Consider the following 23,895-nt stretch of genomic DNA (forward strand, 5'->3'; position numbering starts at 1 on the left):
ACGCTGCTAAACCAGGGAATCACGCGATATGTCATCGGATACCAATCAGGTCACCGATCTGTTTATCATTGGCGGAGGCATCAATGGCTGCGGCATCGCACGCGATGCGGCGGGCCGGGGGCTGTCGGTGGCTCTGGCCGAGATGAACGACCTTGCGTCGGCTACGTCTTCAGCCTCGACCAAGCTGTTCCATGGAGGGCTGCGCTACCTGGAATTCTTTGAATTCCGTCTTGTTCGCGAGGCGCTGATCGAACGCGAGACTTTGCTGCGCGCCATGCCGCACATCTCGTGGCCGATGCGCTTTGTGCTGCCCTATCACGGCGATATGCGGTTCGATGCGGAAACACCCACATCCAGATTGCTGAGCACGGTGATGCCGTGGATGCGTGGGCGGCGCCCGGCTTGGCTGATCCGGCTTGGCTTGTTCATGTATGATAACCTCGGAGGGCGGAAGATCCTGCCCGGCACCCGATCTCTGAACCTGCGGAGCGTGCCCGAAGGAGGTCCGCTGCAGGACAAGTTCGAAACCGCATATGAGTATTCCGATTGCTGGGTCGAGGATTCGCGCCTTGTGGTCCTGAACGCCCGCGATGCCGAGGCGCGCGGGGCGCAGATCATGGTGCGGACCGAGGTGATCTCGGCCGAGCGTGTGGATGATCTGTGGCAAATCACGCTGCGCGATCGCGACAGGGATGAGACCAGCACAGTTCATGCCCGGATGCTAATCAATGCCGGAGGGCCGTGGGTCGGCGACATCATCCAGACCAAGATCCGCATGAACTCTCGTGAAGGTGTCCGGTTGGTGCGCGGCAGCCATATCGTGACGCCGAAGCTGTATGATCACGACAAATGCTATTTCTTTCAGGGTGAGGACGGACGGATCATCTTCGCCATTCCTTATGAGCAGGATTTCACCCTGATCGGAACCACGGATCAGGATCATGCGGACCCGTCCGAGCCTCCGGTCTGCACAGAGGCCGAGCAGGAGTATCTGTGCGCTTTTGCTTCGAAATACTTCGAGAAGCCGGTGACACGCGAGGATATCGTGTGGACCTATTCAGGTGTGCGGCCTTTGTATGACGATGGGGCCAGCAGCGCCACAGCGGCAACGCGGGATTACACGCTGAAAGTGGATTCCGAAGGCGGCGCGCCGGTCCTCAATGTCTTTGGCGGCAAGATCACCACCTATCGCCGACTGGCGGAAAGTGCGCTTGAGAAGGTGGGCGAGCATCTCTCGGGTGTGTCGGGGCCATGGACAGCGGGCGTGCCATTGCCGGGGGGCGACTTTCCGGTCAATGGGGTTGATGCGCTGATCGAAAGCCTGATGGCAGATTATTCGTTCCTGACGCAGATATGGGCGCGGCGGCTGGTTCGGGCATACGGGACCGACGCGCGCGCCATATTGGGTGCGGCACAGGATCAACCCGATCTGGGTGAGGATTTTGGAGCCACTCTGACAGCGGCAGAATTGAACTGGCTGATGGACAAGGAATATGCGCGCTCGGCCGAGGATGTGATCTGGCGGCGCAACAAGCTGGGTCTGCGGCTGGCGCCCGAGCAGGTTGCACGGATTGATGATTGGATGAGCAATCGCTAGAAGCAAAACGCCCCGCTCAGTTGCGGGGCGTTTTGTTTTGTCTGATCAGGCGGCCTCTTCCGACGGGCCCGGATCGTGTTTGCTGCCTTTGATCCGCTCGCGCAGCCCTTGCATCACGGCATAGAGGACGGGCACGAGGATCACCCCGAACAACGTCGCCGCCAGCATGCCGCCAAAGACCGCGACACCGATGGCCTTCTGGCTGGCCGCGCCCGCGCCGTTCGCGGCCAGTAGGGGCACAACACCCAGCAGGAACGAAAGCGCGGTCATCATCACGGCGCGAAAACGCTGATGCGCAGCCTCGGCTGCAGCCTCTCTGATCGACAGGCCCTTGGCGCGCTGCTCCATGGCGAATTCCACGATCAGAATCCCGTTCTTCGAGGCAAGCCCCACAAGCATGATCATCCCGATCTGCGTATAGAGGTTGATATCGCTGCCCACGACGGCCACCGCCGCCACCGCGCCAAACAGCGCGACGACCACGGACATCAGGATCGACACGGGCATCGTCCAGCTTTCGTATTGCCCCACAAGGAACAGATAGCCGAACAGGATCGCCAGGCCCAGGATCACGACCACCAGCCCGCCCGAGGCGAGCTGTTGCTGCGCCGTGCCGGTCCATTCGAACGCATAACCGGGGGGCAGGGCGGTTGCCGATTCCTCGGTCATGACATTGATCGCGTCACCGGTGGACAGACCGGGAGCAGGCACCGCTGTCACCGTGGCCGAGCGGAACAGGTTGTGCCGTTTCAACAGAACCGGCCCCAGCACGTTTTCCACGTCGATCAGAGTGCCCAGCGGCACCATCTCACCCTTGGTGGAGCGCACGTAGAGGTCCGAGATATCCTCGACCTTGTTCCGGTACGAGCCCTCGGCCTGAATCATAACGCGGTAGACCCGGCCAAACAGGTTGAAGTCATTCACGTAGTAGGACCCAAGTTGCGCCTGCATGGTCTGGAAAATCTCGGCCACCGAAACCTGCAGGGTCTTGGCCTTTTCCCGGTCCAGATCAACGAACAATTGCGGCACGTTTGCCCGGAAGGTGGTATAGGCCTGCGCAATCTCGGGCCGCTGGTTGGCTGCATAGACGTAAGAGCCAACCGCCGAAGCCAGATCCTGCGGTGAGCCGCCACCGGTCTGCTGCACCTCCATCTCAACACCGGCGGACATGCCGAGGCCCTGAATGGGCGGCGGGTTGAAGGCGACGATCGAAGCCGCCGATTCCTGGTTCGCAATCGCCAGCACTTTGCCCAGAATGGCATCCGCGCTCAGGTCGGGCTCTTGTCGTTCCTCCCAATTGGTGAGGTTGACGAAGATGGCGGCACCGTTGGTCGTTGTCCCGTTCAGCAGCGAGAAACCGTTCACCAGAACAGTGCTGGCAACACCGGGGATTTCCTGCATCTGCGCATCCAGTCGCGCCGAGACGGTCTCGGTCCGTTCGAGCGTTGCCGCGTCGGGCAGTTGGATGTCGACGAATAGATAACCATTGTCCTCAAGCGGGATGAACCCTTTCGAGGTATTCCCCATGATCGTACCGGTTCCCGCAGCAAAGGCGGCGATGATGCCAAGCGAGATGACCGGCAGGATCAGCAGTTTGCGCACTATAGCTGTATAGCCGCTGCGCATCGTACCGATGAAACCTTCGAACACCGCCAGCAAACCCTTAGGTGGCCCCGAGCGCGCCTTCAGCACCAGCCCGCACAAGGCCGGAGACAGCGTAAGCGCGTTGATCGATGAGATCACAACAGCGGTCGAGATCGTTACTGCGAACTGCGAATACAATCGCCCAGAGATGCCGGGCATGAAGGTCACCGGCACGAACACGGCCAGCAGAACCAGCGTGGTCGCAATCACCGGGCCTGTGATCTGGCCCATGGCCTTGCGCGTCGCTTCGGGCGGGGACAGCCCCTCTTCCGCGATGATGCGTTCGACGTTTTCAACCACAACAATTGCGTCATCCACCACAATCCCGATGGCCAAAACCAATGCAAACAACGAGATCGTGTTCAGCGACATTCCGAAGGCCAGCAGGAACGCAAATGTCCCGATTAAGGACACCGGTATCGCCACCGCCGGAATGATGGTCGCGCGCCAACTGCCGAGGAAGATGAACACAACCGTGATCACCAGAATGAAGGTCAGGATCAGGGTCGAAACAACGTCGTTCAGGGACTGTTCAACAAAGTCCGTTGTATTGAACGGCACTGCGTATTCGACATCGGTCGGGAAAGAACGTGACAGGCGATCCAGCTCGGCCTGCACACGCTCGGACACGGCCAGCGCGTTGGCGCCGGGGGCTTGGTAGATACCGATCACGGTGGCCGGGACGCTCTGGAAAAAGCCCGAGGCTGAATAGAACTGCGCCCCCAGCTCGGTGCGCGCGATGTCTTTTACGCGCACAATCGCACCGGCATCTCCGGTTCGGATCACGATGTCCGAAAACTCTTCGGCCGAGGTCAGGCGGCCTTTGGTCTTGATCGTGTATTGAAAAGCTTGCCCTTCGGGTACCGGCGGCGACCCGATCGAGCCTGCCGAGACTTCGATGTTCTGTTCGCGGATGGCGTTGATCACATCACCCGGAGTGATGGACAGCGCTGCCATCTTATCGGGGTCCATCCAGATTCGCATGGCGTATTCCAGATTGGTCAGAACGTCGGCCCTGCCGACACCCTGAATCCGCGCCAGCGCATCTTTCAGGTTGATCGAGGCGTAGTTCGACAGAAACACGCTGTCATATGTGCCATTGGGCGAGGTCAGCGTGACCAGCAACAGCATGTTTGTCGACGCTTTCTGCGTCACCACGCCGGACGATGTGACCTCGGACGGAAGCGAGGCCATGGCCTGCGCCACCCGGTTCTGTACGTTCACTGACGCGATGTCGGGGTCGGTTCCGACCTCGAACGTCACGTTCAAAGAATAAGATCCGTTGTCGGATGAGGTGGACGTCATGTAGATCATATCGTCCACGCCGTTAACCTGCGCCTCGATGGGCGCGGCAACGGTGTTTTCAACGGTCTCGGCGTTTGCACCGGTATAGGTGGCCGTCACGCTGACGACCGGGGGCGTGATGTCCGGAAACTGCGCCACCGGCAGCACCAGATAGCCGATCCCGCCCAGAATGGTCAGGACCAGCGAAATGACAAGCGCCAGCTTGGGCCGGCTGATGAACAGGGCTGAGAACATCGGTTACTCTCCCGGCTGCTCAGAGGCGACAACCGCGTCGACAGCCACGCCGGGGCGCACCCGCTGCAGGCCCTCGACAATCACGCTTTCGCCTTCGCGCAGGCCGTCGGAGACGATGATCGCCGATCCGACGGTATCTCCGGTGGTGATGTAACGCTGCTCGACCATCTGTTTGTCATTGACGACCAGAACGAATTCACCCCGCTGGTCACGCTGCAGCGCGGCCTGTGGGATCAGTACCTGCAATGTGGGTTCCAGTGCCTCAATCTGAACATTCACAAACGCACCGTCGATGATGAGACGATCGGTGTTTTCGAACTGCGCACGCACGGTAATCGCGCCGGTCAGAGGGTCGATCCGGTTGTCGACAAAAACGATCTCGCCCGTCTCATCCAACTCGGTTCCATTGGGCAGCGTAACGTGAACGTTCGGGCTTTTGTTGCTTTCGGCCAAAGACGCTGCGTTCTCGCCAACCTGTTGAAGAACTGTGGTGAATTGCTTTTCGTTAAGCGAAAAATTCACATAGATCGGAGCTTCGCTGACAAGATTGACCAAGGGTGGGTTGTTTGGTCCTACGACATCTCCGACGCTGGTGGCTACGCGCCCAAGGCGTCCGGTGAATGGGGCGTGGATCTCGGTGTAACCCAGATCCAGTTCAGCCTGCTGGATCGCGGCGTTTGCGGCTTTGACCTCGGCCTCGGCAACCAGTTCGTTGGCGCGTGCAATGTCGCGCTCGGATTCCGGGGTCGCCTGCCGCCGGAACAGCTCTTCCTTGCGGGCCAGATCGACCTTGGCCAGCTCAAGATTGGCCTCGGCCCGATCCAGATCGGCCTTGCGGGCCTGCAAGGTGGCCTCGTAGAGGTCTGGTTCGATCTTGAACAGCAGATCGCCCTCGTTCACCAACGCACCGTCTTCGACGTCCTGGCTTTCCAGAAAACCGCTGACCCGTGCCACGATGTCGACCTTGTCGATGGCCTCGGCCCGCCCGATAAAGGTGGCCTGATCGGTAATTTCCTGGGAATAGGCTGCCGCGATGGACACTTTCGGCGCGGGTGCGTCACCCTGATCCTGCGCGGCTGCAGAATGCCAGAACCCAAGACACGAGAGTAGGGCCAGGGTCGGACCAAGCGCCGTGGCGGGTCTGTAGCGACGGGGGGAGGTGGGAACAAATTCAGGGGACATAACACATGCCTCGTTCAGACGATAAATATGCGCCGCGGCATAGGCGCACCGCGACGAGTCGATCACATTGAGATCAGGATGGCCGCTTTGCGGTCATTTCTCAAGCATGTTGACGACCGGGTTGTCGCCAACAACCGATAAAATTCTCAGGCGAATGGCAGAGTTACACCGCAAAGCTGACGATTGTGGCGCATAGTGCAAGGTTCAAGCGAGCACACTGAAAGACCGGAGGCAGCTAAGCCCCCGGTTCGAGATTTCTGAACGGTCGTGGTTCAGGTGCGCGTTCCGGCGAATTTCGCCTGCCAGTCTTCGCGCTGCTCATCGGTGATCTTGGCAAACAGCACATCGGGCACCGAGAATTGATGGCCGGTGGGCAGGGCGCTCAGCGCGGCCTCAACATCGTCGGGCCAGCCGGTATCCAGCGTGTTCATCGCGCTCAGCATCCGGGCCGAGGTGTCGGGGATGAACGGCGCGCTGAGCACGGCATACAGCCGGATCAGGTTCAGGCCCAGTCGCACCTGCGCGGCGGCCTGTTCGGGGTCTTCCTTGAAGGTCGACCAAGGTGCCGCGGCCTGCAGGTATTCGTTGCCTGCCACCCAGATTGCCCGCAATTCCTGCGCGGATTTGCGAACCTCCATCGCCTCCATATGGCCTTCATAGGCGCGGATGCGTTTGGTGAGATCGGCAATCAGCGTCTGCTCGCGCTCGCCAAAGGTACCGCCCTCGGGTACGGCCTCGCCGAATTTCGAGCGGCAGAACTTGGTGATCCGGCTGACGAAGTTGCCCAGAACATCGGCCAGGTCCTTGTTCACCGATTGCTGGAAGTTCTCCCACGTGAACTCACTGTCGCTGCTCTCGGGCGCATGGCTCAGCAGCCACCAGCGCCAGTAGTCGGCGGGCAGGATCTCCAACGCCTGATCCATGAACACGCCACGGCCTTGGCTGGTCGAGAACTGGCCGCCGTCGTAGTTCAGATAGTTGAAGGATTTCAGGTGATCGACCATCTTCCAAGGCTCACCCGAGCCCAGAATGGTGGCCGGGAAGCTGAGCGTATGGAAAGGCACGTTGTCCTTGCCCATGAACTGGACATAGCGCACGTCATCCGCGCCCTTGTCGGTGCGCCACCAGCGCTCCCATTCGGCATCCGGTTTGCCGGTAGAATCCGCCCATTCCTTGGCGCAGGCAATGTATTCGATGGGGGCATCGAACCAGACATAGAAGACTTTGCCCTCCATCCCCGGCCAGTCCTGATCGCCTTTCTTGACGGGCACACCCCAGTCCAGATCGCGGGTGATGCCGCGATCCTGCAGGCCGTCGCCATCATGCAGCCACTTCTTGGCAATCGAGGTGGTCAGGATCGGCCAGTCCGTCTTGCTGTCGATCCAGGCGTCCAACTGATCCTTCATCGCGGATTGACGCAGATACAGGTGTTTGGTCTCGCGCACCTCAAGATCGGTCGAGCCGCTGATCGCGCTGCGCGGCTCGATCAGATCAGTCGGGTCCAACTGTTTGGTGCAGTTCTCGCACTGATCGCCGCGCGCACGGTCATAGCCGCAATTGGGGCAGGTGCCCTCGATATAGCGATCCGGCAGAAACCGGCCATCGGCGTTGGAATAGACCTGTTTTTCGCTGACCTCACGGATCAGGCCTGCCTCGTCCAGCTTGCCCGCAAAATGCTGGGTCAGGCGCTTGTTTTGCGCGCTGGACGAGCGGCCAAAGTGATCGAAGCTGAGGCCAAAACGCTGCGCGATCTCGGCCTGAACGGCATACATATCCGCGCAGTATTCGGCGACGGGCTTGCCCGCTTTCGCCGCTGCCAGCTCGGCCGGGGTGCCGTGTTCATCCGTTGCACACAGGAACATCACCTCATTCCCCCGGCCACGCTGGTAACGTGCATAAAGATCGGCGGGCAGTTGTGAGCCGATCAGGTTGCCGAGGTGCTTGATCCCGTTGATGTAAGGGATCGCCGAGGTAATAAGAATCCGGGCCATTTTGCGTTTCCACGTAACTAACTGCGCGCCCGTCTACAGTATGTGACCGCTCAGCAAAAGCCCGGTTTAGGTGTTGGTGCCTTATTCTCACCCGGAAACGCCGCCTTCGCGAAAACTCCGGACGGTGTGTTACGATGGCCAAAGCAGTTTTGCAGGGGGGATTTATGTATTGCTCTTATTTGGCGCGTGTATTTCGCGTCTCCGCCATCGTTGCAATGACCCCAGTTCTTTCACCGACCAGAACAAAGCGACGGCCGATTTTGTAGGCTATGAGCGTATGCAGCAGCATGTTGGGGTCTGGGTCTTCGGTAATCCGCGCGGGGCTGGAGATCGACCCGCTGGGGTATGAAGCGGGCTCTGTCCTGGATGAGATGGTTCAGTCGTCGCCGCCTGTAGAATAAGCCTTTAATCCTCGCGTGATCGTTTCAGAAGGCGGCCGATGGTGAATGAGGTTCGAGGAGCATAGACGTAGTTCGTTCTTTCTTGGGGCGTTGGGCGCGACCGCATCCGGGCAAGGCCAAAAACGATCAGCCCCAGATGCCCGACGGCGACAAAGGCAAATAGCGCACCCGGCCCGAATTGCTGGATCAGCGTCGATGAGACATAGGGCGAGGCGATTGCCCCCAGCGCGTACCAGAACATCAATGCGGCAGACAGCTCAACGCGTTGTTCAGTTGTTGCGAAGTCATTGGCGTGCGCAGACGAGACCGAGAAGATCGGAAAGGTGGTCAGCCCGAAGAATCCGGCAGCCAGCATGACACCCAGCGTGCCTGCACCGCTTGCGGCCATCGTAATGGCACAGCTTAGCACGGCGGCGGCGGACAGCCAGATCAGGACCCAGCGGCGGTCGTATTTGTCTGCCAGCCACCCCAGCGGATATTGGGCCAGCGCGCCGCCCAGAACAAACGACGCCAGAAAAAAGGCGATCTGGTCCACGCCCAGACCGACCTCTTGGCCGTAGACCGGGCCCACCATGCGGAACGACGCCGAGCTGAGCGCTGCAACGATGACCCCGGCGACCGCAAGTGGCGAGTTTTGCCAAGCCATTCTGGGCCGCAGGCGCGGGGCGTCCGGTGTTTTGGGTTGGCTGGCGCGCGTCAGGGCCAGCGGCAGCAGCGAGGCACAGCACAGGATCGCCAGCAGATTGTAAGAGATGTAAGATGCAGGTGGCAGAACCGCGATGATCAACTGGGCGCAAAGCGACGCCCCAAGGTCTGCGATCCGATAGCTTCCCATGACCCGCCCGCGCGAGTCGTTGGTGACCTTGGCATTCAACCAGGCCTCGATCACAGTATAACACCCTGCAACGCAAGTGCCCGAGGCGATGCGCAACACGGCCCATATGCGGGGGTCCTCGGTCAGTGTGTGGCCCAGCAACCCCATCGCTCCCAAAGCGGTGCAGACCGCAAACGCACGCGAATGACCGACACTGCCCATCAGGCGCGGCGCCCACCAGCAGCCGATGAAGAAGCCGAGGAAATGCGCAGACCCCAGCAGACCGATCTGTTCCGTGGAGAAGCCCAGCGTTAGCCCCGAGATCGCGTCCAACGGGCCGACGCCGCCGGTCGAAAGCTGCAGCAGAATGACGGAAAGAAACAGGGCGGCAAAGGAAATAATCGTGCGCATGATGCCCTCAGCTTGACGTCACGCGCCGGTATTTCGCGCGACTATTCGACCTGCGCGCGTCGTTTTTTGCCTTTCTGCCTCATCCTTCGCGGACGATCTCGGCATGGATGTTCAGACCCACCGTCTCTTGCACCAGATCTGGGTAGCCCGAGGCACCGAATTCATGCCGGTTCAATGCCCCGATCAGTCTGATGCTCAGAGCGTCCAGGTCATCCACCGCGCTGCCCGGCTTTCGGTAAAGGTTGGCCATCAGCGTGACAGGACGTGTCACGCCACGCACAGTCAGATCACCCGTCACGGTTGCGCCTTCGGATATTCGACCCGACGGGCCCAGTTGAATCTTGGTCGAGGTGAACCGTATCGTCGGGTGCGTTTCGGCGTTCAAGACACTTTCGCCCAGCATCGGGCCACGGGCAAATGGCAGTCTGGTGCGCGCATCGGCCACGTCAAGCACCACGTCCACTGTGCTGTTCTGCAGACGTTTGGTGTCGATCCGTATGTCGGCAGACCGGATCGGCATCGTGCCGGATTGCGCCACGCCTGACAGATCAAAGGTAAAGCCCACCGAGGTGCCCTTGGGGGCCAGCACATAGGGGATCAGCCCGGTTTGCGCGGCGCTTGCCAGGGGCAGGGCGGTCAGCCCCGCGATCAGGGCGCGTCGGGTCAGATATGTCATGCCAAAACCTCTCCACCCCGCGGGCGTGATCGTTTCATTAGGGTCAGCAGAATGACGATGTTCAGGCCGTTCCAGAGGATGCCGTTGATAAAGGCCAATTGATAATTTCCGGTTACGTCGTAAATCCAGCCCGACATCCAGCCGCCCAGAGCCATACCCATGATGGTCATCATCATGACAAAGCCCACCCGCGCACCAGCCTCTTGTGGGGGCATGTATTCGCGCACCACAAGGGCATAGCTGGGGACGATGCCGCCCTGTGCCAGACCAAACAGCATGCTGATGACATAAAGCGAGACCATCCCGTCATAGGGCAGGAACAGAAACAGCGCGATACATTGCAGGATCGACCCGATCAGCAAGGTGGTCAGCCCGCCCAGCTTGTCGGCTACAAGGCCCGAGATCACGCGGCTGACCACACCACCCAGCAGCATTAGCGAGAGCATCTCGGCCCCGACCGCCGGGCCATAACCCAACCCGACGCAGTAGGACACGATATGAACCTGAGGCATCGACATCGCCACGCAGCAGCCGATCCCGGCGATCCCGAGGATGTATTGCAGCGCGCGCGGCGACAGACCGACGCTCTGCGCGCGGGTCTGGGCGGCAGCTGCGGCGGTGCTGTGCGCCTCAAGCGGGACTTGACGGCGCAGCAAGAGGGACAGGGGGATCACCGTAACGACAGTGATCAGCGCAAGGCTCAGGTAGACCTGTTGCCAGCCCTCGCGCGCCAGAATGCCCGACAGCAACGTGGGCCAGATCGCACCGGACAGGTAGTTCCCGCTGGCCACCAGCGCCACGGCGATCCCGCGCCGCCGCATGAACCAGTGCGAGATATCGGCGATCAGAGGGCCGAACCCCACCGCCGTACCCAGCCCCAGCAGCAGATGCGCCAGCGACAGCAGAAGCATGTTCGGGGCCAGTGTGGCCAGCAGATAGCTGACAGCACTCAGGGCGGCGGCCCCGATCAGCGCTTTGGTCACGCCCAGCCGGTCCACCAGTTGACCCAGCCACATATTGCCCAAGGCAAAGCCGATCATGGTCAGGACATAAGGCAGCGACGCTTCGGCGCGTCCGGCCCCGAACTGGGTTTCGATGGCGGGCATCACCACGATCACGGCCCACATGCCCACATTGACCACCGTGGCAATGGCCAGAGTGATCAGCAGGCGCAGCCAGGAATAGCGGCTATCGTGGATCGCGTGGGTCATCCCGGAACGCTAGGGCGCGGCTGCCGTTTTGACCAGTCACAAGTTGCGTGACCGCTGTGCTGTCACTCAGTCGTGTCTTTGGTTTCGACCCGTTGCAGGTGCAGAGCCTGACCCGCAGCCCGGGTGGCCAGCCAGCTGGCAGGCGGTTGTGCGCGGGCACGGCGGCGGGTCAGGGTCCAGCTCTGGCCTGCGTCGCAATAGGTGGGGGCCATATGCCAGCGCGTCTCGATCCCTTGTGCGCCGCCGTCATCGGGGGTCAGCAGCAGCCCCAGCGGTGCTTGCCCCGCCGCGCCGCCCTGTTCTGCGGCAAGATGCATGCGCCGGACCGGGGTCAGCCCCGGCGGGCCGGGCAGATCACCGATGACAAGGGGGGCTGTCCCGCTGCGCAGCGCCTCCTCCATACACCAAAGCAGGTCTTCGGCTTTCGATGGGCGCACCAGCAGAAAGCGCGCGGGATCGGCGAACGGCAGCATACCCTCGGGGTGCAGGTGTTCGATCTGCCAGTCCGGGGCGATCCACATCACGGGCCCTTGGGTCTGCCCCGCCAGCCACAGGGCAAAGCTGCGCCGTGCGGGGCCGCAGGCCTCGTGGACACGGGCCAGTTGCAGGCTGATCTGTGAATGCAGGGTCACACCGGGCGGGGTGCGCGCGGGTTTGCGGTCAATAAGCTGAGTGGACATGCCGACAAATTAGCATGTTCCCATTTTGTTCTCAATTGGGGAATCGCTGTCAGCGCGACAAAATCAGGCGTCCATCTGCGAACTGAATGTTCGAGAAGCGATGCAGATACTCCATCCCCAGCAGCGACTGACTTAACTCGCCTTCAGTGATCGAAGCCGGGACATTGCTGTCGGTGATGGGCCCCAACGCAAGGCTTTGCAAGCGAACCGGTGCTGTACGCACCATGCCGTTGGCGGTCGAGGCGCGCCCAACATAGTTCAGCTGTGCTGTATCTATCCCGGCACGCTCGGCATCCTTGTCGCTGAGAACGATTTGGCTGGCACCGGTATCGACCAGAAAGGTCACGGCTGTGCCATTGACCAGCATGGGCAGATAATAGTGACCATCCCGCGCGCGCGGCACCTCGATCGCGTCACCGGTGATCGCCATCTGCGGGGCGGGGCTGACTGACGAACGGATATCCTCCCACAGGCCGATCACGGCGATGGCGCCCACGAAGATGAACACCCAGGCCATGATCTGCTGCAAGGTCTTGTTCAGCGATTGGCGGTTTTGCGAGACAAACCAGAGTGCCACGGCCGAACCAAGCACAACCAGATATACCAAACGCCCGATGCTGTCGCCGTCCATACCGCAATCCTCACCACAGTCACTTTGATATATATGGGGATTCAGGATGCGAAACCAAAGGCCTTCAGGCCATCCAGAATGAACTGGACCGACAGCGCGGCCAACAACATACCCAGCAACCGGGTCAGTACATTCAGGCCGGTCTTGCCCAGTATGCGGGCGATCAGACCTCCGGCGAGAAAGAACACAAAGACGACGATCATGACCGCCAGCATAACGGCGCAGGCTGCGGCGATGCCCTGAATGCCGGGGTTCTGGCCCGCCAGCAGAATGATCGTCGCAATCGAACCGGGGCCCGCGATCAGGGGAATGGCCAGAGGGAAGACGGACGGGTCGGGGTGCTCTTCCTCTTCGGCCCGGTCCTCGCGGCGCTTGGTGCGACGGTCGAACAGCATGTCGAGCGCGGTCAGAAACAGCAGCGCGCCACCGGCTACACGAAAGGCTTCCATTGAAATGCCGACAAAGCCCAGAACCGCTTCGCCAAAGGCTGCAAAGGCGATCAGGATACCGGCTGCGGTCAGACAGCTGCGGATGGCGACCTTGCGGCGCGTTGTTGCGTCCATGTCCTGTGTCAGCGCCACGAAGATCGGCGTGGTGCCGAACGGGTCGATCACCACAAACATGGTGGTGAACGCCGTGATGAAAAAGGCCAGTTCAATCATGCTGCATTCTCTGCCTGTTCAAGTCGCTCTGCGGCCGCGACCCACAGGGTTTCGGCTTTTTGCATTGCCTCGGTCACCTCTGCGAACTTCCGGTTCCAGGTTTCCAGATCGTTGATCCTGTCATCCTCGTACAAGGCCGGGTCCGCCAGCTTGGCCGAGAGCTTGTCGTGCATATCGGTCAGTTTCTCGATCCGCTCCTCGCATTTACGCAGATCGGCGCGCAAGGCCAGCATTGTATCGCGCGATGGGCGCTTGGGCTTTGCGGACTGTGGTTTGGCTTTGACGGGTTTGTCTCTGGCAAGCAGCATGGCCCGATAAGCCTCAAGATCTTCCTCGAACGGTTTGACCGTGCCGTCCGAGACCAGCCACAAACGGTCCGCCACCAGCGACAGCAGGTGCATGTCGTGGCTGACCAGAACCACCGCGCCGGAATAAGCCGTCAGCGCCTCGACCAGCGCCTCGCGGCTTTCGATATCAAGGTGGTTGGTGGGTTCGTCGAGGATCAGCATATGCGGCGCGTCGATGGTCGCCAGAAGCAACGACAGGCGGGCCTTCTGACCCCCGGACAAACGCCCGACCTTGGTTTCGGCCTGATCCGCGTTCAGGCCGAAACCAGCCAGACGCGATCGCCACTTGCCCGGCGCCTCATCGGGGCGCAAACGGCGCAGGTGATCCAAAGGTGTTTCGTCTACATACAGCTCATCGACCTGATGCTGCGCGAAATACCCGATGCGCAGCTTGGAACTGCGCGTCATCTTGCCCGCCATCAGGGGTAGGCGGTCGGATAACAGCTTCGAAAGGGTTGATTTGCCCTGACCGTTCTTCCCAAGCAGCGCGATGCGGTCATCCTGATCAATGCGCAGGTTCAGGCGGCGCAGCACCTCGGTCTCGCCATAACCGGTCACACCACCTTCGATCTGGATGATCGGCGGCGACAGTTCCTCGGGCTCGGGGAACGAAAACGCGCGCAGCGCGGCCTCTTGCGGGGTCGAGACCAGCTGGATGCGCTCGATCATCTTTAGCCGCGACTGGGCCTGAACCGCTTTCGACGCCTTATAGCGGAAGCGATCCACAAAACTCTGCAGGTGCGCGATGCGAGCCTTGGCCTTGGCGTTCTCGGATTCGGCCTGCGCCAGGCGTTCGGCACGGCGTTCGGCGAACTTGTTATAGGGCACGGCGTAGTAGGTGAGCTTGCGGTCTTCCAGATGTAGGATCGAGCCCACGGCACGGTTCAAAAGCCCCCGGTCGTGGCTGATGATGATCACCGTGTGCGGGTACTTGGCCAGATAGCTCTCGAGCCACAGCGCACCTTCAAGGTCCAGATAGTTGGTCGGCTCGTCCAACAACAACAGATCGGGCTGGGAAAACAGCACCGCTGCCAGCGCCACGCGCATCCGCCAACCGCCCGAGAAATCGGAACAGGGGCGCAGCTGATCCGCGTCGTCGAACCCCAGACCTTTGAGGATCGAGGCCGCGCGCGCTTCGGCCGACCAAGCGTCGATATCGGCCAGACGGGTCTGGATATCGGCAATGCGGGCGGGATCTTCGGCGCTTTCGGCCTCGGCCATCAGCGCGCTGCGTTCGGTATCCGCAGCCAGAACGGTATTGATCAGTGACACATCGGACGAGGGCACCTCTTGCGCCACACCGCCAATCCGTGCGCGTTTCGGGATCGAGATACTGCCGGATTCAAGAGCCAGTTCCCCCCGGATCAGGCGGAACAGCGTGGTTTTCCCGGTGCCATTGCGGCCCACAAGGCCAACCTTGTGGCCGTCCGGGATGGTCGCGCTGGCCCCGTCAAACAACGGGCGGCCCTCAACGGCGTAGGTGATGTTTTCGATCCGTAGCATGACGCGCTCTTAGCAGAGCCGTGATGCCGCCGCCAGCGGCTTGGCATGTTCAATCCAAAAGCGATGTGTTAGCGCTGGTCCGATTGGATTTCAGTTGGTTTTGACCCATGCGCGCGGCCCGGACGCCCCCATCTTTGGCGACACTGATTTTTGCAACGGCGCTGTCGGTGCTGTCGCTGAATATGTTCCTGCCGTCGCTGGCGCGGATGGCTGAAGATTTTCAGGTCGACTACGGGTTGGTGAATTTTTCGGTGGCCGGTTACTTGGCGGTTTCGGCCTGCTTGCAGCTGATCCTTGGGCCTTTGTCGGACCGGTTTGGACGCAGGCCTATCCTGCTGATCGGGATGGGTGTCTTTGCACTCGCGTCTCTTGGCTGCGTATTGGCTGACTCGATTTGGGTCTTCCTTGGGTTTCGACTATTGCAGGCCGCGGTGGTTGCGGGGCCTGTTCTGTCCAGCGCGTCGATCCGCGACAGATATGCCCCGAATGAGGCTGCCAGCAAACTTGGGTATGTGGCGATGGCCATGGCCTTGGCCCCGATGCTGGGGCCAATGCTGGGCGGCGCATTGGACATGCTGTTCGGGTGGCGCGCGGGATTTGTCCTGTACACGGTATTCGGGGTGGGAATGTTCGCCTTGCTTTGGCTCGATATGGGCGAGACCAATACCAACCGGTCTGCAACCTTCGCCGCACAGCTGAGAGAATACCCGCACCTGTTTCGCGCCCGCCGGTTTTGGGGCTATGCGTTATGTGCCGCTTTCTCGATCGGTGGTTTCTACAGCTTTATCACCGGCGCCCCCCTTGTGGCAGCGGCATGGTTTGATCTGAGCCCGGCGATGTTGGGTCTGGGCATCGGGATCATCACCGGCGGCTTCATGGTCGGCAATTTTATCACTGGCCGCTTCGCCAGGCGCACACAGTTGACAACGATGATCCTTGCAGGCCGGATCGTGGCCTCAACCGGACCATTTGTCGGTTTGTTGTTGTTTCTGGCTGATCTGGGGTCGGTCTGGGTGTTCTTTGGATCCGCCATTTGCGTAGGGTTCGGAAACGGTTTGACCAATGCCAATGCTTCGTCTGGGGTGATGTCAGTGCGACCTAAGCTGGCGGGCAGCGCGGCGGGGCTGTCGGGTGCAATGATTGTCGCGCTGGGGGCAATTCTGACGACCATGACCGGCGCTTTTGTCAGCCCCCAAAACGGCCCGTTCCTTGTGCTTGGAATGATGAGTGCCAGCAGCTTCGCAGGTCTTCTGGCCATTCTCTATGTGCGCAGGCTTGATCGGATCGACCCGTTGCCCGACGCGATCTGAGGCTTAGGCCATCATAGTGCTTTTCTTGTGCCGCATACCGTGTTAGGCGGCGCGCGATGGATTTCGGCGCACATCTTGCGCCACATTGTAAGGAGAGGCCGACATGGCACTGGAACGCACATTCTCGATCATCAAACCCGATGCAACCCGCCGCAACCTGACTGGCAAGATCAACGCCAAGTTCGAAGAAGCTGGCCTGCGCATCGTTGCGCAAAAGCGCATCCACATGACCAAAGCGCAAGCAGGCAAGTTCTATGACGTGCACGCCGAGCGTCCGTTCTATGACGAACTGTGCGAGTTCATGTCGTCGGCTCCGGTCGTTGTTCAGGTTCTGGAAGGCGAAGGCGCCATTGCCAAGAACCGCGAAGTCATGGGCGCAACCAACCCCGCAGACGCAGCCCCCGGCACCATCCGCGCCGAGTTCGCTGAGTCGGTCGGTGAAAACTCGGTCCACGGCTCGGACGCACCGGAAACCGCCGCGGTTGAGATCGCGTACTTCTTCTCGGGCATCGAACTGGTCGGCTAAGCTGCCGCTTAGGTGACAAGATTGGGCCGCTCCGGACCGGGGCGGCCTTTTTTGTGCTCAGAGGGGTTTCAGGTCTGCCGGAGTCACGCGCACGCCGACAGCGTCCAAATCAGAGATTATCTGGCTTTCCGGTGCCCGGCTGACCCCGGCTTTGATTGCGTCAAACCGTTCACGCAGCGCCTTCTTCTCATCGCCCTTGCAATCATTCCATGGGCGGCCCTGCAGTCCCATGACCAGCACATAATACCCGATGAAATGCGGGCGCGAGCCCGATTGCAGCAGGCGCGCATAGGCCTCATCCGCTCCTAAGTCCCGCAGTTGCTGCGCCGAATGAATGCCCGCGCGGGCACAGGCCTGTTCGAAAGCGGGGCCAAGGTTGCGGATAGAAGAGACCGGGTCAGACATGCCTCTGACATAGCCTGCCACGTGGCCGCTGTCACCTGCGCAGAGTTGTTTGATCTCGCCTCATGCGTTAGGCAATTGAAGGGGCAGGGAGGATGCGATGAACAGCGTAAGCCGCGAAGATATGGTGCAAAATCTGGATTTGATGAATCCACCTGATGGCTTTGTGGATGATCCGTTCCCTTTCTATGATGCGCTGCTGCGGCACGCACCAGTCCTGCCGCAGCCCGATGGCTCGATCCTGCTGTCGCGCCACACTGATCTGGACAGGATCTATCGCGACACCACGCTCTATTCATCCGACAAGAAAGCCGCCTTTGGTCCGAAATTCGGAGTAGGTTCTCCGCTGTTTGAACACCACACCACCTCGCTGGTCTTCTCGGATCCACCGCTGCACACGCGGGTGCGTAAGATCATGACATCGGCCCTGACGCCGCGTGCCATCGCCCGGATGGAGCCGGGGCTGATCGAAACCGTTGATACGTTGCTGGACGCCATGGCCGGTCGGGCACAGGTGAATCTGATCGAGGATTTCGCCTCGACCATCCCGATCCAGATCATCGGCAACCTGCTGGATGTGCCAATGTCCGAACGCGGGCCGCTGCGCGATTGGTCTCTTGCCATTTTGGGCGCTTTGGAACCCGCGCTGACCGAGGCACAACTGGCCAACGGTCACAGGGCCGTGACTGAGTTCAAGGCCTATCTTGAAGACCTCGTCGCGCGCCGCCGCGCCAGCCCGGGTGACCCGGAAACGGATGTCCTGACCCGCCTGATCCGGGGAGAGGGCGCGGATGCGCAGCTCAGCGAAGTCGAATTGCTGCAGAACTGCATATTCATCCTGAATGCGGGGCATGAAACCACGACCAATCTGATCGGCAATGGGCTGGCCCTGTTGCACGATTACCCGGATCAGCGGCAGCGACTTCTGGACGATGAAAGCCTGATCAATTCCACCATCGAAGAGGTCCTGCGCTTTCGTTCGCCAAACCAGTTCGGCAATCGCGAAACAACGGCCGATATGGAGCTAGAAGGCCTGCGCGTTCCGAAAGGCACCAACTTGCATCTGTGTATCGGGGCGGCCAACCGCGATCCCGCCGTATTCGATGATCCGGGACGCTTCGACATCACCCGCAAACCCAACCGTCATCTGGCCTTTGCCGGAGGGCCCCATATCTGCGTTGGCCTGACCCTCGCACGGTTAGAGGGGCGGGTTGCGCTGGGGCGGTTCCTGCAACGGTATCCGCGCTATCAGGTGCTTCCAATGCGCAGGCGCGGTGGCAGAATCCGCTTTCGGGGGTATGCATCTTTGCCCGCTATACTCTGATTGAAAACAATGCAGTGCACGGCGTTCTTGATCTAAGGGTTTCGCGCCAGTCTCAGAGTAGTCTCCAACCCGGGTTTGCGATTGCACGCCAGGAATTTGCCGCCATGCATATGTGAGATCGCGGCGACCAGCGCCAGGCCAAGCCCTGCATTGCGTCCGGTTCTTGCAGGGTCCAGGGTCACAAAGGGCATCTGCAGTCTGGGCAGATCGCTTTCCGGTACGCCCGGTCCCCGATCGCGTACGCTGAGCAGCGTATAGTCACCGTCTTCGCGGATTTCGATGGTAATGGCCGTGCCCGCCGGAGCGTAACGCATCGCATTTTCCAGCAGGTTGGACAGCGCCTGAGACAGCAAGGGGCGGTGGCCTTGGATCGGGCCAGCGCTGCCCTTGACCTCAAGCCGGATGTTCTGATCAGCCGCGACGGGCTCGTACAGCTCGACCACATCGCCCACCAGTTGCTGCAGTTTCACCGGCTCGAATTGCTCGCGCCCAAGACCGGCCTCAGCCCGTGAGATCTCGGTCAGTTGGCTGAGAACACGCAGCAAATGGTCGATCTCACCGGTTGCGCGGGCCATGTCGATGTCACGCTCCTGATCGGTTTTGCCCGGTTCGGCCAGCGATTCGACCCGCTGGCGCAGACGCGACAGAGGCGAACGCAGATCATGCGCGATCGAGTTCGAGGTGGTCCGCAGATTGCTGACCAGCTCTTCAATCTTGTCCAGCATGTTATTGAGCGTCCCCGAAACCTGGTCGAACTCGTCCCCCGTGCCACGCAAAGGCATCCGCAGGGCCAGATCGCCCGAGACTATGTTGTCTGCTGTATCGGCAATTTCCCTGAGACGCGAAAACACCAGCCGGGTCAGCAACCAGCCGGTCAGCAAACTCAGGACCAGAGCGGTAACAAGGGCAAGCGCAACGGATCGAAACAACGCGCGGTCGAATTGCTGCCGCGCCAGTGCGTCGCGGCCAACCAACAAACGCTCACCAGCGGGCAGTCGCACCGAGGCGGCCGAGATCGGAACGGTCTGCTCGCTGCCTTCACGGCGCAGTTGCAACTCGACCCAGCCGCTGCCGGGCGAGATGCCTTCGGGCCAACGGGTCAGATTGCCCGCAAGCCGCGTGCCTTGCCGCCCTGTCAAAAGATACAGGGCATCACGCTGTGCTGCGGTCGGCAACCGGCGTTCGATCGCGTTGATCAGCCCGATTATGCCAAGGCGTTCGTATTCGTCCGCCAACCCCGTCAACTCCGCTTGCACGACCGAGCGGGTCTCGGCCGAGATCGTCCGGTTGGCGGTCACATAGACAGTCGTCAGCACCGCAGCGGTCAACAATGTGCTGAGCACCATGCTGGCGATGACCAGCCGGGTGCGGGCATTTCTGAGCGACAGCCGCAGGTCAGCCATCCGAAACCATGTATCCAGCACCCCGAACCGTCTCGATTATCGGGTCTGCCCCATCCTCGTCCAACTGACGGCGCAGCTTTGAAATATGGACGTCAACCACGTTGGTGTTGGGGTCAAAGTGATAATCCCAGACGCCCTCCAACAACATGGTGCGCGAGACGACGCGGTTCTTGCGGCGCAGAAAGAACTCCAGAATCTGGAACTCACGCGGGGTGAGGGTGATCTCGCGCCCACCACGGGTGACTTTGCGGGTCAGCAGGTCCATTTCCAGATCGCGACAGGCCAGGGTCGGCGTCTCTTCGGATTCCTGCGGGCGGCGCAGCAGTGCCTCGATCCGGGCGTGCAGTTCCTGAAACGAGAATGGCTTGACCAGATAGTCATCCGCCCCAGCGCGCAGGCCCTTCACCCGCTCGTCGACCGCGCTCATGGCGGTCAGCATCAGGACAGGCGTTTTCAACCCCGCCGCGCGCATCGACTTGATCAGCGACAGACCGTCGAGCCCGGGCAGCATCCGGTCCAGAACAACCGCGTCGAAACCACCGTCGGTGGCATGATAAAGCCCCTCGCGGCCATCCGAAGCGACCTCGACCACGTAGCCTTCTTCGTTGAAACCCTTGGCTATGAAATCGCGGGTCTCTTGGTCATCCTCAACAATCAACAGGCGTCTGCTCATGGCCGGGGCTCCTTTCCCAATCGGATATAAACACAGATACTCTTTCAAAAAACAGGCCGGGTGCGAAGCCGCACCCGGCCGTCCCGTCAGTGCGTGGACAATCCGCACTTTCGGGGATAAGCGCACCAGATTTCCCCATCATGTGGCGCGCTTTGGTGTTGTAGGTCAGGCGATCTCGACTGCGACAAAGATCTGGTTGCCGCCGCGATTGATCAGGACCAGCGCGGGATCGGTCTTTTCGCTTTCCAGCGCGCTTTTCAGTGCATCCGGCGTCACCGTGTCCAGATTGCCTAGACGTACGATCACATCGCCGCGCTTCAGACCGGCCTTTGCGGCTGGGCTTTCGGGCTTGAGATCGGTGACGACAACGCCATCCACAGTCTCGGCCACGCCCATTTCCGCGCGCGCGGTTTCGGTCAGCGGTGCGACCGTTACGCCCAGTGAGGTACCTTCGAACTTGTCCTCGACCACGCTGTCGGTCGCAGCCGCAGCGGATTGATGCTGGCCGATGGTCAGTTCGATCTGTTCCTCCTTGCCGTTGCGCAGTACGGTCAAAACGCTGTCGGTACCCACCTTGGTGGTGCCCACAAGGATCGGCAGATCGCTACTGGATTCAACGGGTTCTCCGTTAAAGCTGAGGATGACATCGCCTTGCTGCAGCACCCCGTCAGAGGGGCTGTCGGCCACGACGTCGGACACCAAGGCACCGGTTGCCGCATCGACACCCATCGCGGCGGCCAGTTCCGGGCTGACGTTCTGGATCGACACGCCCAGCCAGCCGCGGCTGACCTGACCGTCATCCCGCAGGTCGGCGGTGATGTGATCCACGATGTTGGAGGTCACTGCAAACCCCAGACCCACCGAGCCACCGCTAGGCGAATAGATGGCCGAGTTCACACCGATCACCTCGCCTTGCATATTGAACAGCGGACCACCCGAATTGCCTTTGTTGATGGCGGCGTCGGTCTGGATGAATTCCGCGTAGGGCCCTTCCGAGATATTGCGGCCTTTTGCCGAGACGATGCCAGTGGTCACGGTCGAGCTGAGCCCGAACGGGTTACCGATGGCCACGACGTCCTCACCCACACGGATCACGTCGCTGTCACCCAATTGTACCGCCTGCAGGTCCTCGCCCGCGTCGATCTTCAGAACTGCGATATCTGTCAACGGATCGGTGCCGATGACTTCGGCCTCAAAGCTGCGGTCGTCGCTCAGGCGGACGGTGACTTCGCTCGCGTTATCAACGACATGGTGGTTGGTGACGATGTATCCAGCCTCATCCAGAACAAAGCCGGATCCAAGACCTTGGGCCGGGCCACGCTGCGGCGTCTGGAACCCTTCGGGTCCGCCGAAACGCTTGAAGAACTCTCCAAACGGGTGGCCTTCGAAATCGAATTCCTGTCCCTGCGCCGGGGCTGGCGCGGCGTCCTGCTTGGCGATGATCGTGACGACCGAGGGTGATACACTCTCGACCAGATCAGCCAGCGCCTCGTCTGCCATGGCTGGTAGGGCGGTGGTGGCCAGCATGGCCGCGCCCAACGCGCTTGCGCCCATCCAGTTCGATGTACGGGGGAAAAGCAATGAGGATTTACGGATGCTCATTTTGACTCCTGTCTGTGTTTGGCGGTTTTGCCCGCGCTTGTGACAGGAGATGCCTCCCAAACCTTTGGCGTTTCTGACAGAAAGATTAAGAAACCTTAATTTTGCCACTTTCTGCCATTTCTATGCCACGGGTCGGCACGGGCGCATGAGCGGGAATCAGCCTGTCTGCCCCCCGGCGATTCGGTGAATTGTTGCCGATCTGGTCAACAGTCCGAAAAAAGTGTCGAATTGATTCAGTTTTGTTAACAAACGAACCAGGTGTCGGATCAAAGTGACACCTATCATCCTAAGGTTGTGTTTCGAGTGTCGGCCGGATGCGCGAAACCGTGGGAAAGCTTCAAAAACAAATCGAATTGCAAAGCAACGAAGGAAGGGTCGCATAATGTGCGAGGCAAGCCCTGATCTGCGCGCAACCCAAAGGAGATTTCGGGTTGTTGCATTTTTGCGCAAGCCAGTCTTCGATTTCGGGGAAATTTACCATTTCTTCCAATTTTACGTTGTTTGAACGCATTGGATCGGCAACGATGTAATTGCCCAAGTGAGGGGGCCCGAGACACTAGGGGGTGTCGAAGGCACATCTTCAGTCTCCATAGCGCTGAGCGGCATGTTAACGAGGGGGTCTTGTTTAGGTTCGGCAGCAGATAGTCAGGAAACCAGTTTGGTGATCTGACCGCGCTTACGAGATTGGTGAAAGTGGTAGTCCTGTTTTTTGGGCAAGCGGCCCGGTCTTTATCGACCGGGCCGTGTCTATTCTGAGGGGCGATTTGACTGCCAGCTTTGCCAATCTGCCGGGGTATCCAGATCCAGAAGTGCGTTCCGCGCGGGCAGGGGGTGAAGGTGGACCTTGCCTTTGCATTGCCTCACGACATCCTGCGCCCCGGTGTCCCCGGTCAGTTGCGACAGGGCGCCGAAAACCGACCGCGTGAAGATGACTGGGTGACCGGGCTTGCCATCTGCGGTCGCGCCGCGCCAGACAAGGTGGTCGGGGTGATGGGTTTTCGATCGAAGGACAGCGTTAAGGTCATCGGATGTAAGATCTGGCAAGTCCGCCAGCAGGATCATCACGGCAGGTGCGGTTTCAGGGACCATCGCCAACGAACCGCGCAAGCTGGCATTCATCCCTTCAGCGGCATCTTCGATTTCGACAATTTCGACATCCAGCGCCTCGAGGGCGCCGTGTCGCGGATGGGGGGCTGGGGGCAGCGCAACGATCACCGGACCAGCCGTCTGCGCGATCATGGCCGAGCGCCGCAGCAATGGCATGCCATCGACCGGTTGCATCAACTTGTCGATGCCGCCCATGCGGCTGGACTGTCCTGCAGCCAGCAGGATGATGGGAATCGCGCTCATGCCCCGACCATGCATT

The 23,895-nt window shown here is 60.5% G+C and carries 20 protein-coding genes; 5 read left to right on the forward strand and 15 right to left on the reverse strand.

Annotation, left to right across the window (positions count from 1 at the left end):
• The first annotated feature begins 28 nt into the window (after window positions 1-28).
• Entirely contained in the window at window positions 29-1,597 is a 1,569-nt protein-coding gene (glpD, locus tag ACR3EN_RS13560; RefSeq protein ID WP_480821792.1) for a glycerol-3-phosphate dehydrogenase, read from the forward strand.
• Between the two features lie 45 nt (window positions 1,598-1,642).
• Here glpD and ACR3EN_RS13565 read toward each other — a convergent pair whose 3' ends face one another.
• The 3 genes from ACR3EN_RS13565 to metG all read right to left on the reverse strand — a co-directional run bounded on the left by ACR3EN_RS13565 (window position 1,643) and on the right by metG (window position 7,953).
• Complete coding sequence (locus ACR3EN_RS13565) at window positions 1,643-4,780, reverse strand: efflux RND transporter permease subunit (protein WP_480821794.1); 3,138 nt, start codon at window positions 4,778-4,780, stop codon at window positions 1,643-1,645.
• A 3-nt stretch (window positions 4,781-4,783) separates the two neighbouring features.
• On the reverse strand, window positions 4,784-5,962 hold the full coding sequence (locus tag ACR3EN_RS13570; RefSeq protein ID WP_480821796.1) for an efflux RND transporter periplasmic adaptor subunit: 1,179 nt from the start codon (window positions 5,960-5,962) through the stop codon (window positions 4,784-4,786).
• A 272-nt stretch (window positions 5,963-6,234) separates the two neighbouring features.
• Window positions 6,235-7,953 carry a methionine--tRNA ligase gene (gene metG, locus ACR3EN_RS13575; protein WP_480821798.1) on the reverse strand — a complete coding sequence of 573 codons (1,719 nt, stop codon included), beginning with the start codon at window positions 7,951-7,953 and terminating at the stop codon, window positions 6,235-6,237.
• Window positions 7,954-8,222: 269 nt separating this feature from the next.
• Here metG and ACR3EN_RS13580 point away from each other — a divergent pair, with 269 nt between their 5' ends.
• Window positions 8,223-8,354, forward strand: coding sequence for a hypothetical protein (locus tag ACR3EN_RS13580; RefSeq protein WP_480843549.1), 132 nt, complete (start codon window positions 8,223-8,225; stop codon window positions 8,352-8,354).
• Between the two features lie 4 nt (window positions 8,355-8,358).
• Here ACR3EN_RS13580 and ACR3EN_RS13585 read toward each other — a convergent pair whose 3' ends face one another.
• The 7 genes from ACR3EN_RS13585 to ACR3EN_RS13615 form a co-directional block, all read right to left on the reverse strand.
• Window positions 8,359-9,579 (reverse strand): MFS transporter, encoded by a 1,221-nt coding sequence (locus ACR3EN_RS13585; RefSeq protein WP_480821800.1) that lies wholly within the window; start codon window positions 9,577-9,579, stop codon window positions 8,359-8,361.
• Window positions 9,580-9,658: 79 nt separating this feature from the next.
• Entirely contained in the window at window positions 9,659-10,255 is a 597-nt protein-coding gene (locus ACR3EN_RS13590) for a YceI family protein (protein ID WP_480821802.1), read from the reverse strand.
• Window positions 10,252-11,466, reverse strand: a complete 1,215-nt coding sequence (locus ACR3EN_RS13595; protein ID WP_480821804.1) for an MFS transporter — start codon at window positions 11,464-11,466, stop codon at window positions 10,252-10,254. Before ACR3EN_RS13595 ends, ACR3EN_RS13590 begins: the two co-directional genes overlap by 4 nt.
• 62 nt (window positions 11,467-11,528) lie before the next feature.
• Window positions 11,529-12,146, reverse strand: coding sequence for an ImuA family protein (locus ACR3EN_RS13600; protein WP_480821806.1), 618 nt, complete (start codon window positions 12,144-12,146; stop codon window positions 11,529-11,531).
• A 49-nt stretch (window positions 12,147-12,195) separates the two neighbouring features.
• On the reverse strand, window positions 12,196-12,777 hold the full coding sequence (locus ACR3EN_RS13605; protein WP_480821808.1) for a retropepsin-like aspartic protease family protein: 582 nt from the start codon (window positions 12,775-12,777) through the stop codon (window positions 12,196-12,198).
• A gap of 41 nt (window positions 12,778-12,818) precedes the next feature.
• Window positions 12,819-13,439, reverse strand: coding sequence for a MarC family protein (locus tag ACR3EN_RS13610; protein WP_480821810.1), 621 nt, complete (start codon window positions 13,437-13,439; stop codon window positions 12,819-12,821).
• A complete protein-coding gene (locus tag ACR3EN_RS13615; protein WP_480821812.1) occupies window positions 13,436-15,289 on the reverse strand; it encodes an ABC-F family ATP-binding cassette domain-containing protein in 1,854 nt (617 codons plus the stop codon). Before ACR3EN_RS13615 ends, ACR3EN_RS13610 begins: the two co-directional genes overlap by 4 nt.
• A gap of 107 nt (window positions 15,290-15,396) precedes the next feature.
• Between ACR3EN_RS13615 and ACR3EN_RS13620 the strand changes: the two genes are divergently transcribed.
• Window positions 15,397-16,599: a multidrug effflux MFS transporter gene (locus ACR3EN_RS13620; protein ID WP_480821814.1), complete on the forward strand. Its 1,203-nt coding sequence runs from the start codon at window positions 15,397-15,399 to the stop codon at window positions 16,597-16,599.
• Between the two features lie 103 nt (window positions 16,600-16,702).
• Window positions 16,703-17,125 (forward strand): nucleoside-diphosphate kinase, encoded by a 423-nt coding sequence (gene ndk / locus ACR3EN_RS13625; RefSeq protein ID WP_008757405.1) that lies wholly within the window; start codon window positions 16,703-16,705, stop codon window positions 17,123-17,125.
• A 57-nt stretch (window positions 17,126-17,182) separates the two neighbouring features.
• On the opposite strand, the gene ACR3EN_RS13630 is transcribed toward ndk, so the two are convergent.
• Complete coding sequence (locus tag ACR3EN_RS13630; protein WP_480870843.1) at window positions 17,183-17,530, reverse strand: TfoX/Sxy family protein; 348 nt, start codon at window positions 17,528-17,530, stop codon at window positions 17,183-17,185.
• Window positions 17,531-17,627: 97 nt separating this feature from the next.
• On the opposite strand from ACR3EN_RS13630, the gene ACR3EN_RS13635 reads away from it, so the two are divergent.
• Window positions 17,628-18,851 carry a cytochrome P450 gene (locus ACR3EN_RS13635; protein ID WP_480821818.1) on the forward strand — a complete coding sequence of 408 codons (1,224 nt, stop codon included), beginning with the start codon at window positions 17,628-17,630 and terminating at the stop codon, window positions 18,849-18,851.
• A 32-nt stretch (window positions 18,852-18,883) separates the two neighbouring features.
• Here ACR3EN_RS13635 and ACR3EN_RS13640 read toward each other — a convergent pair whose 3' ends face one another.
• The 4 genes from ACR3EN_RS13640 to ACR3EN_RS13655 form a co-directional block, all read right to left on the reverse strand.
• Window positions 18,884-20,254 carry a sensor histidine kinase gene (locus tag ACR3EN_RS13640; protein ID WP_480821820.1) on the reverse strand — a complete coding sequence of 457 codons (1,371 nt, stop codon included), beginning with the start codon at window positions 20,252-20,254 and terminating at the stop codon, window positions 18,884-18,886.
• Entirely contained in the window at window positions 20,247-20,927 is a 681-nt protein-coding gene (locus tag ACR3EN_RS13645) for a response regulator transcription factor (RefSeq protein WP_480821822.1), read from the reverse strand. Before ACR3EN_RS13645 ends, ACR3EN_RS13640 begins: the two co-directional genes overlap by 8 nt.
• 165 nt (window positions 20,928-21,092) lie before the next feature.
• Window positions 21,093-22,529 carry a Do family serine endopeptidase gene (locus ACR3EN_RS13650; protein ID WP_480821824.1) on the reverse strand — a complete coding sequence of 479 codons (1,437 nt, stop codon included), beginning with the start codon at window positions 22,527-22,529 and terminating at the stop codon, window positions 21,093-21,095.
• A 747-nt stretch (window positions 22,530-23,276) separates the two neighbouring features.
• A complete protein-coding gene (locus ACR3EN_RS13655) occupies window positions 23,277-23,879 on the reverse strand; it encodes a nucleotidyltransferase family protein (protein ID WP_480821826.1) in 603 nt (200 codons plus the stop codon).
• Window positions 23,880-23,895: the final 16 nt, after the last annotated feature.

Source organism: Ruegeria sp. G7 (assembly GCF_056535465.1).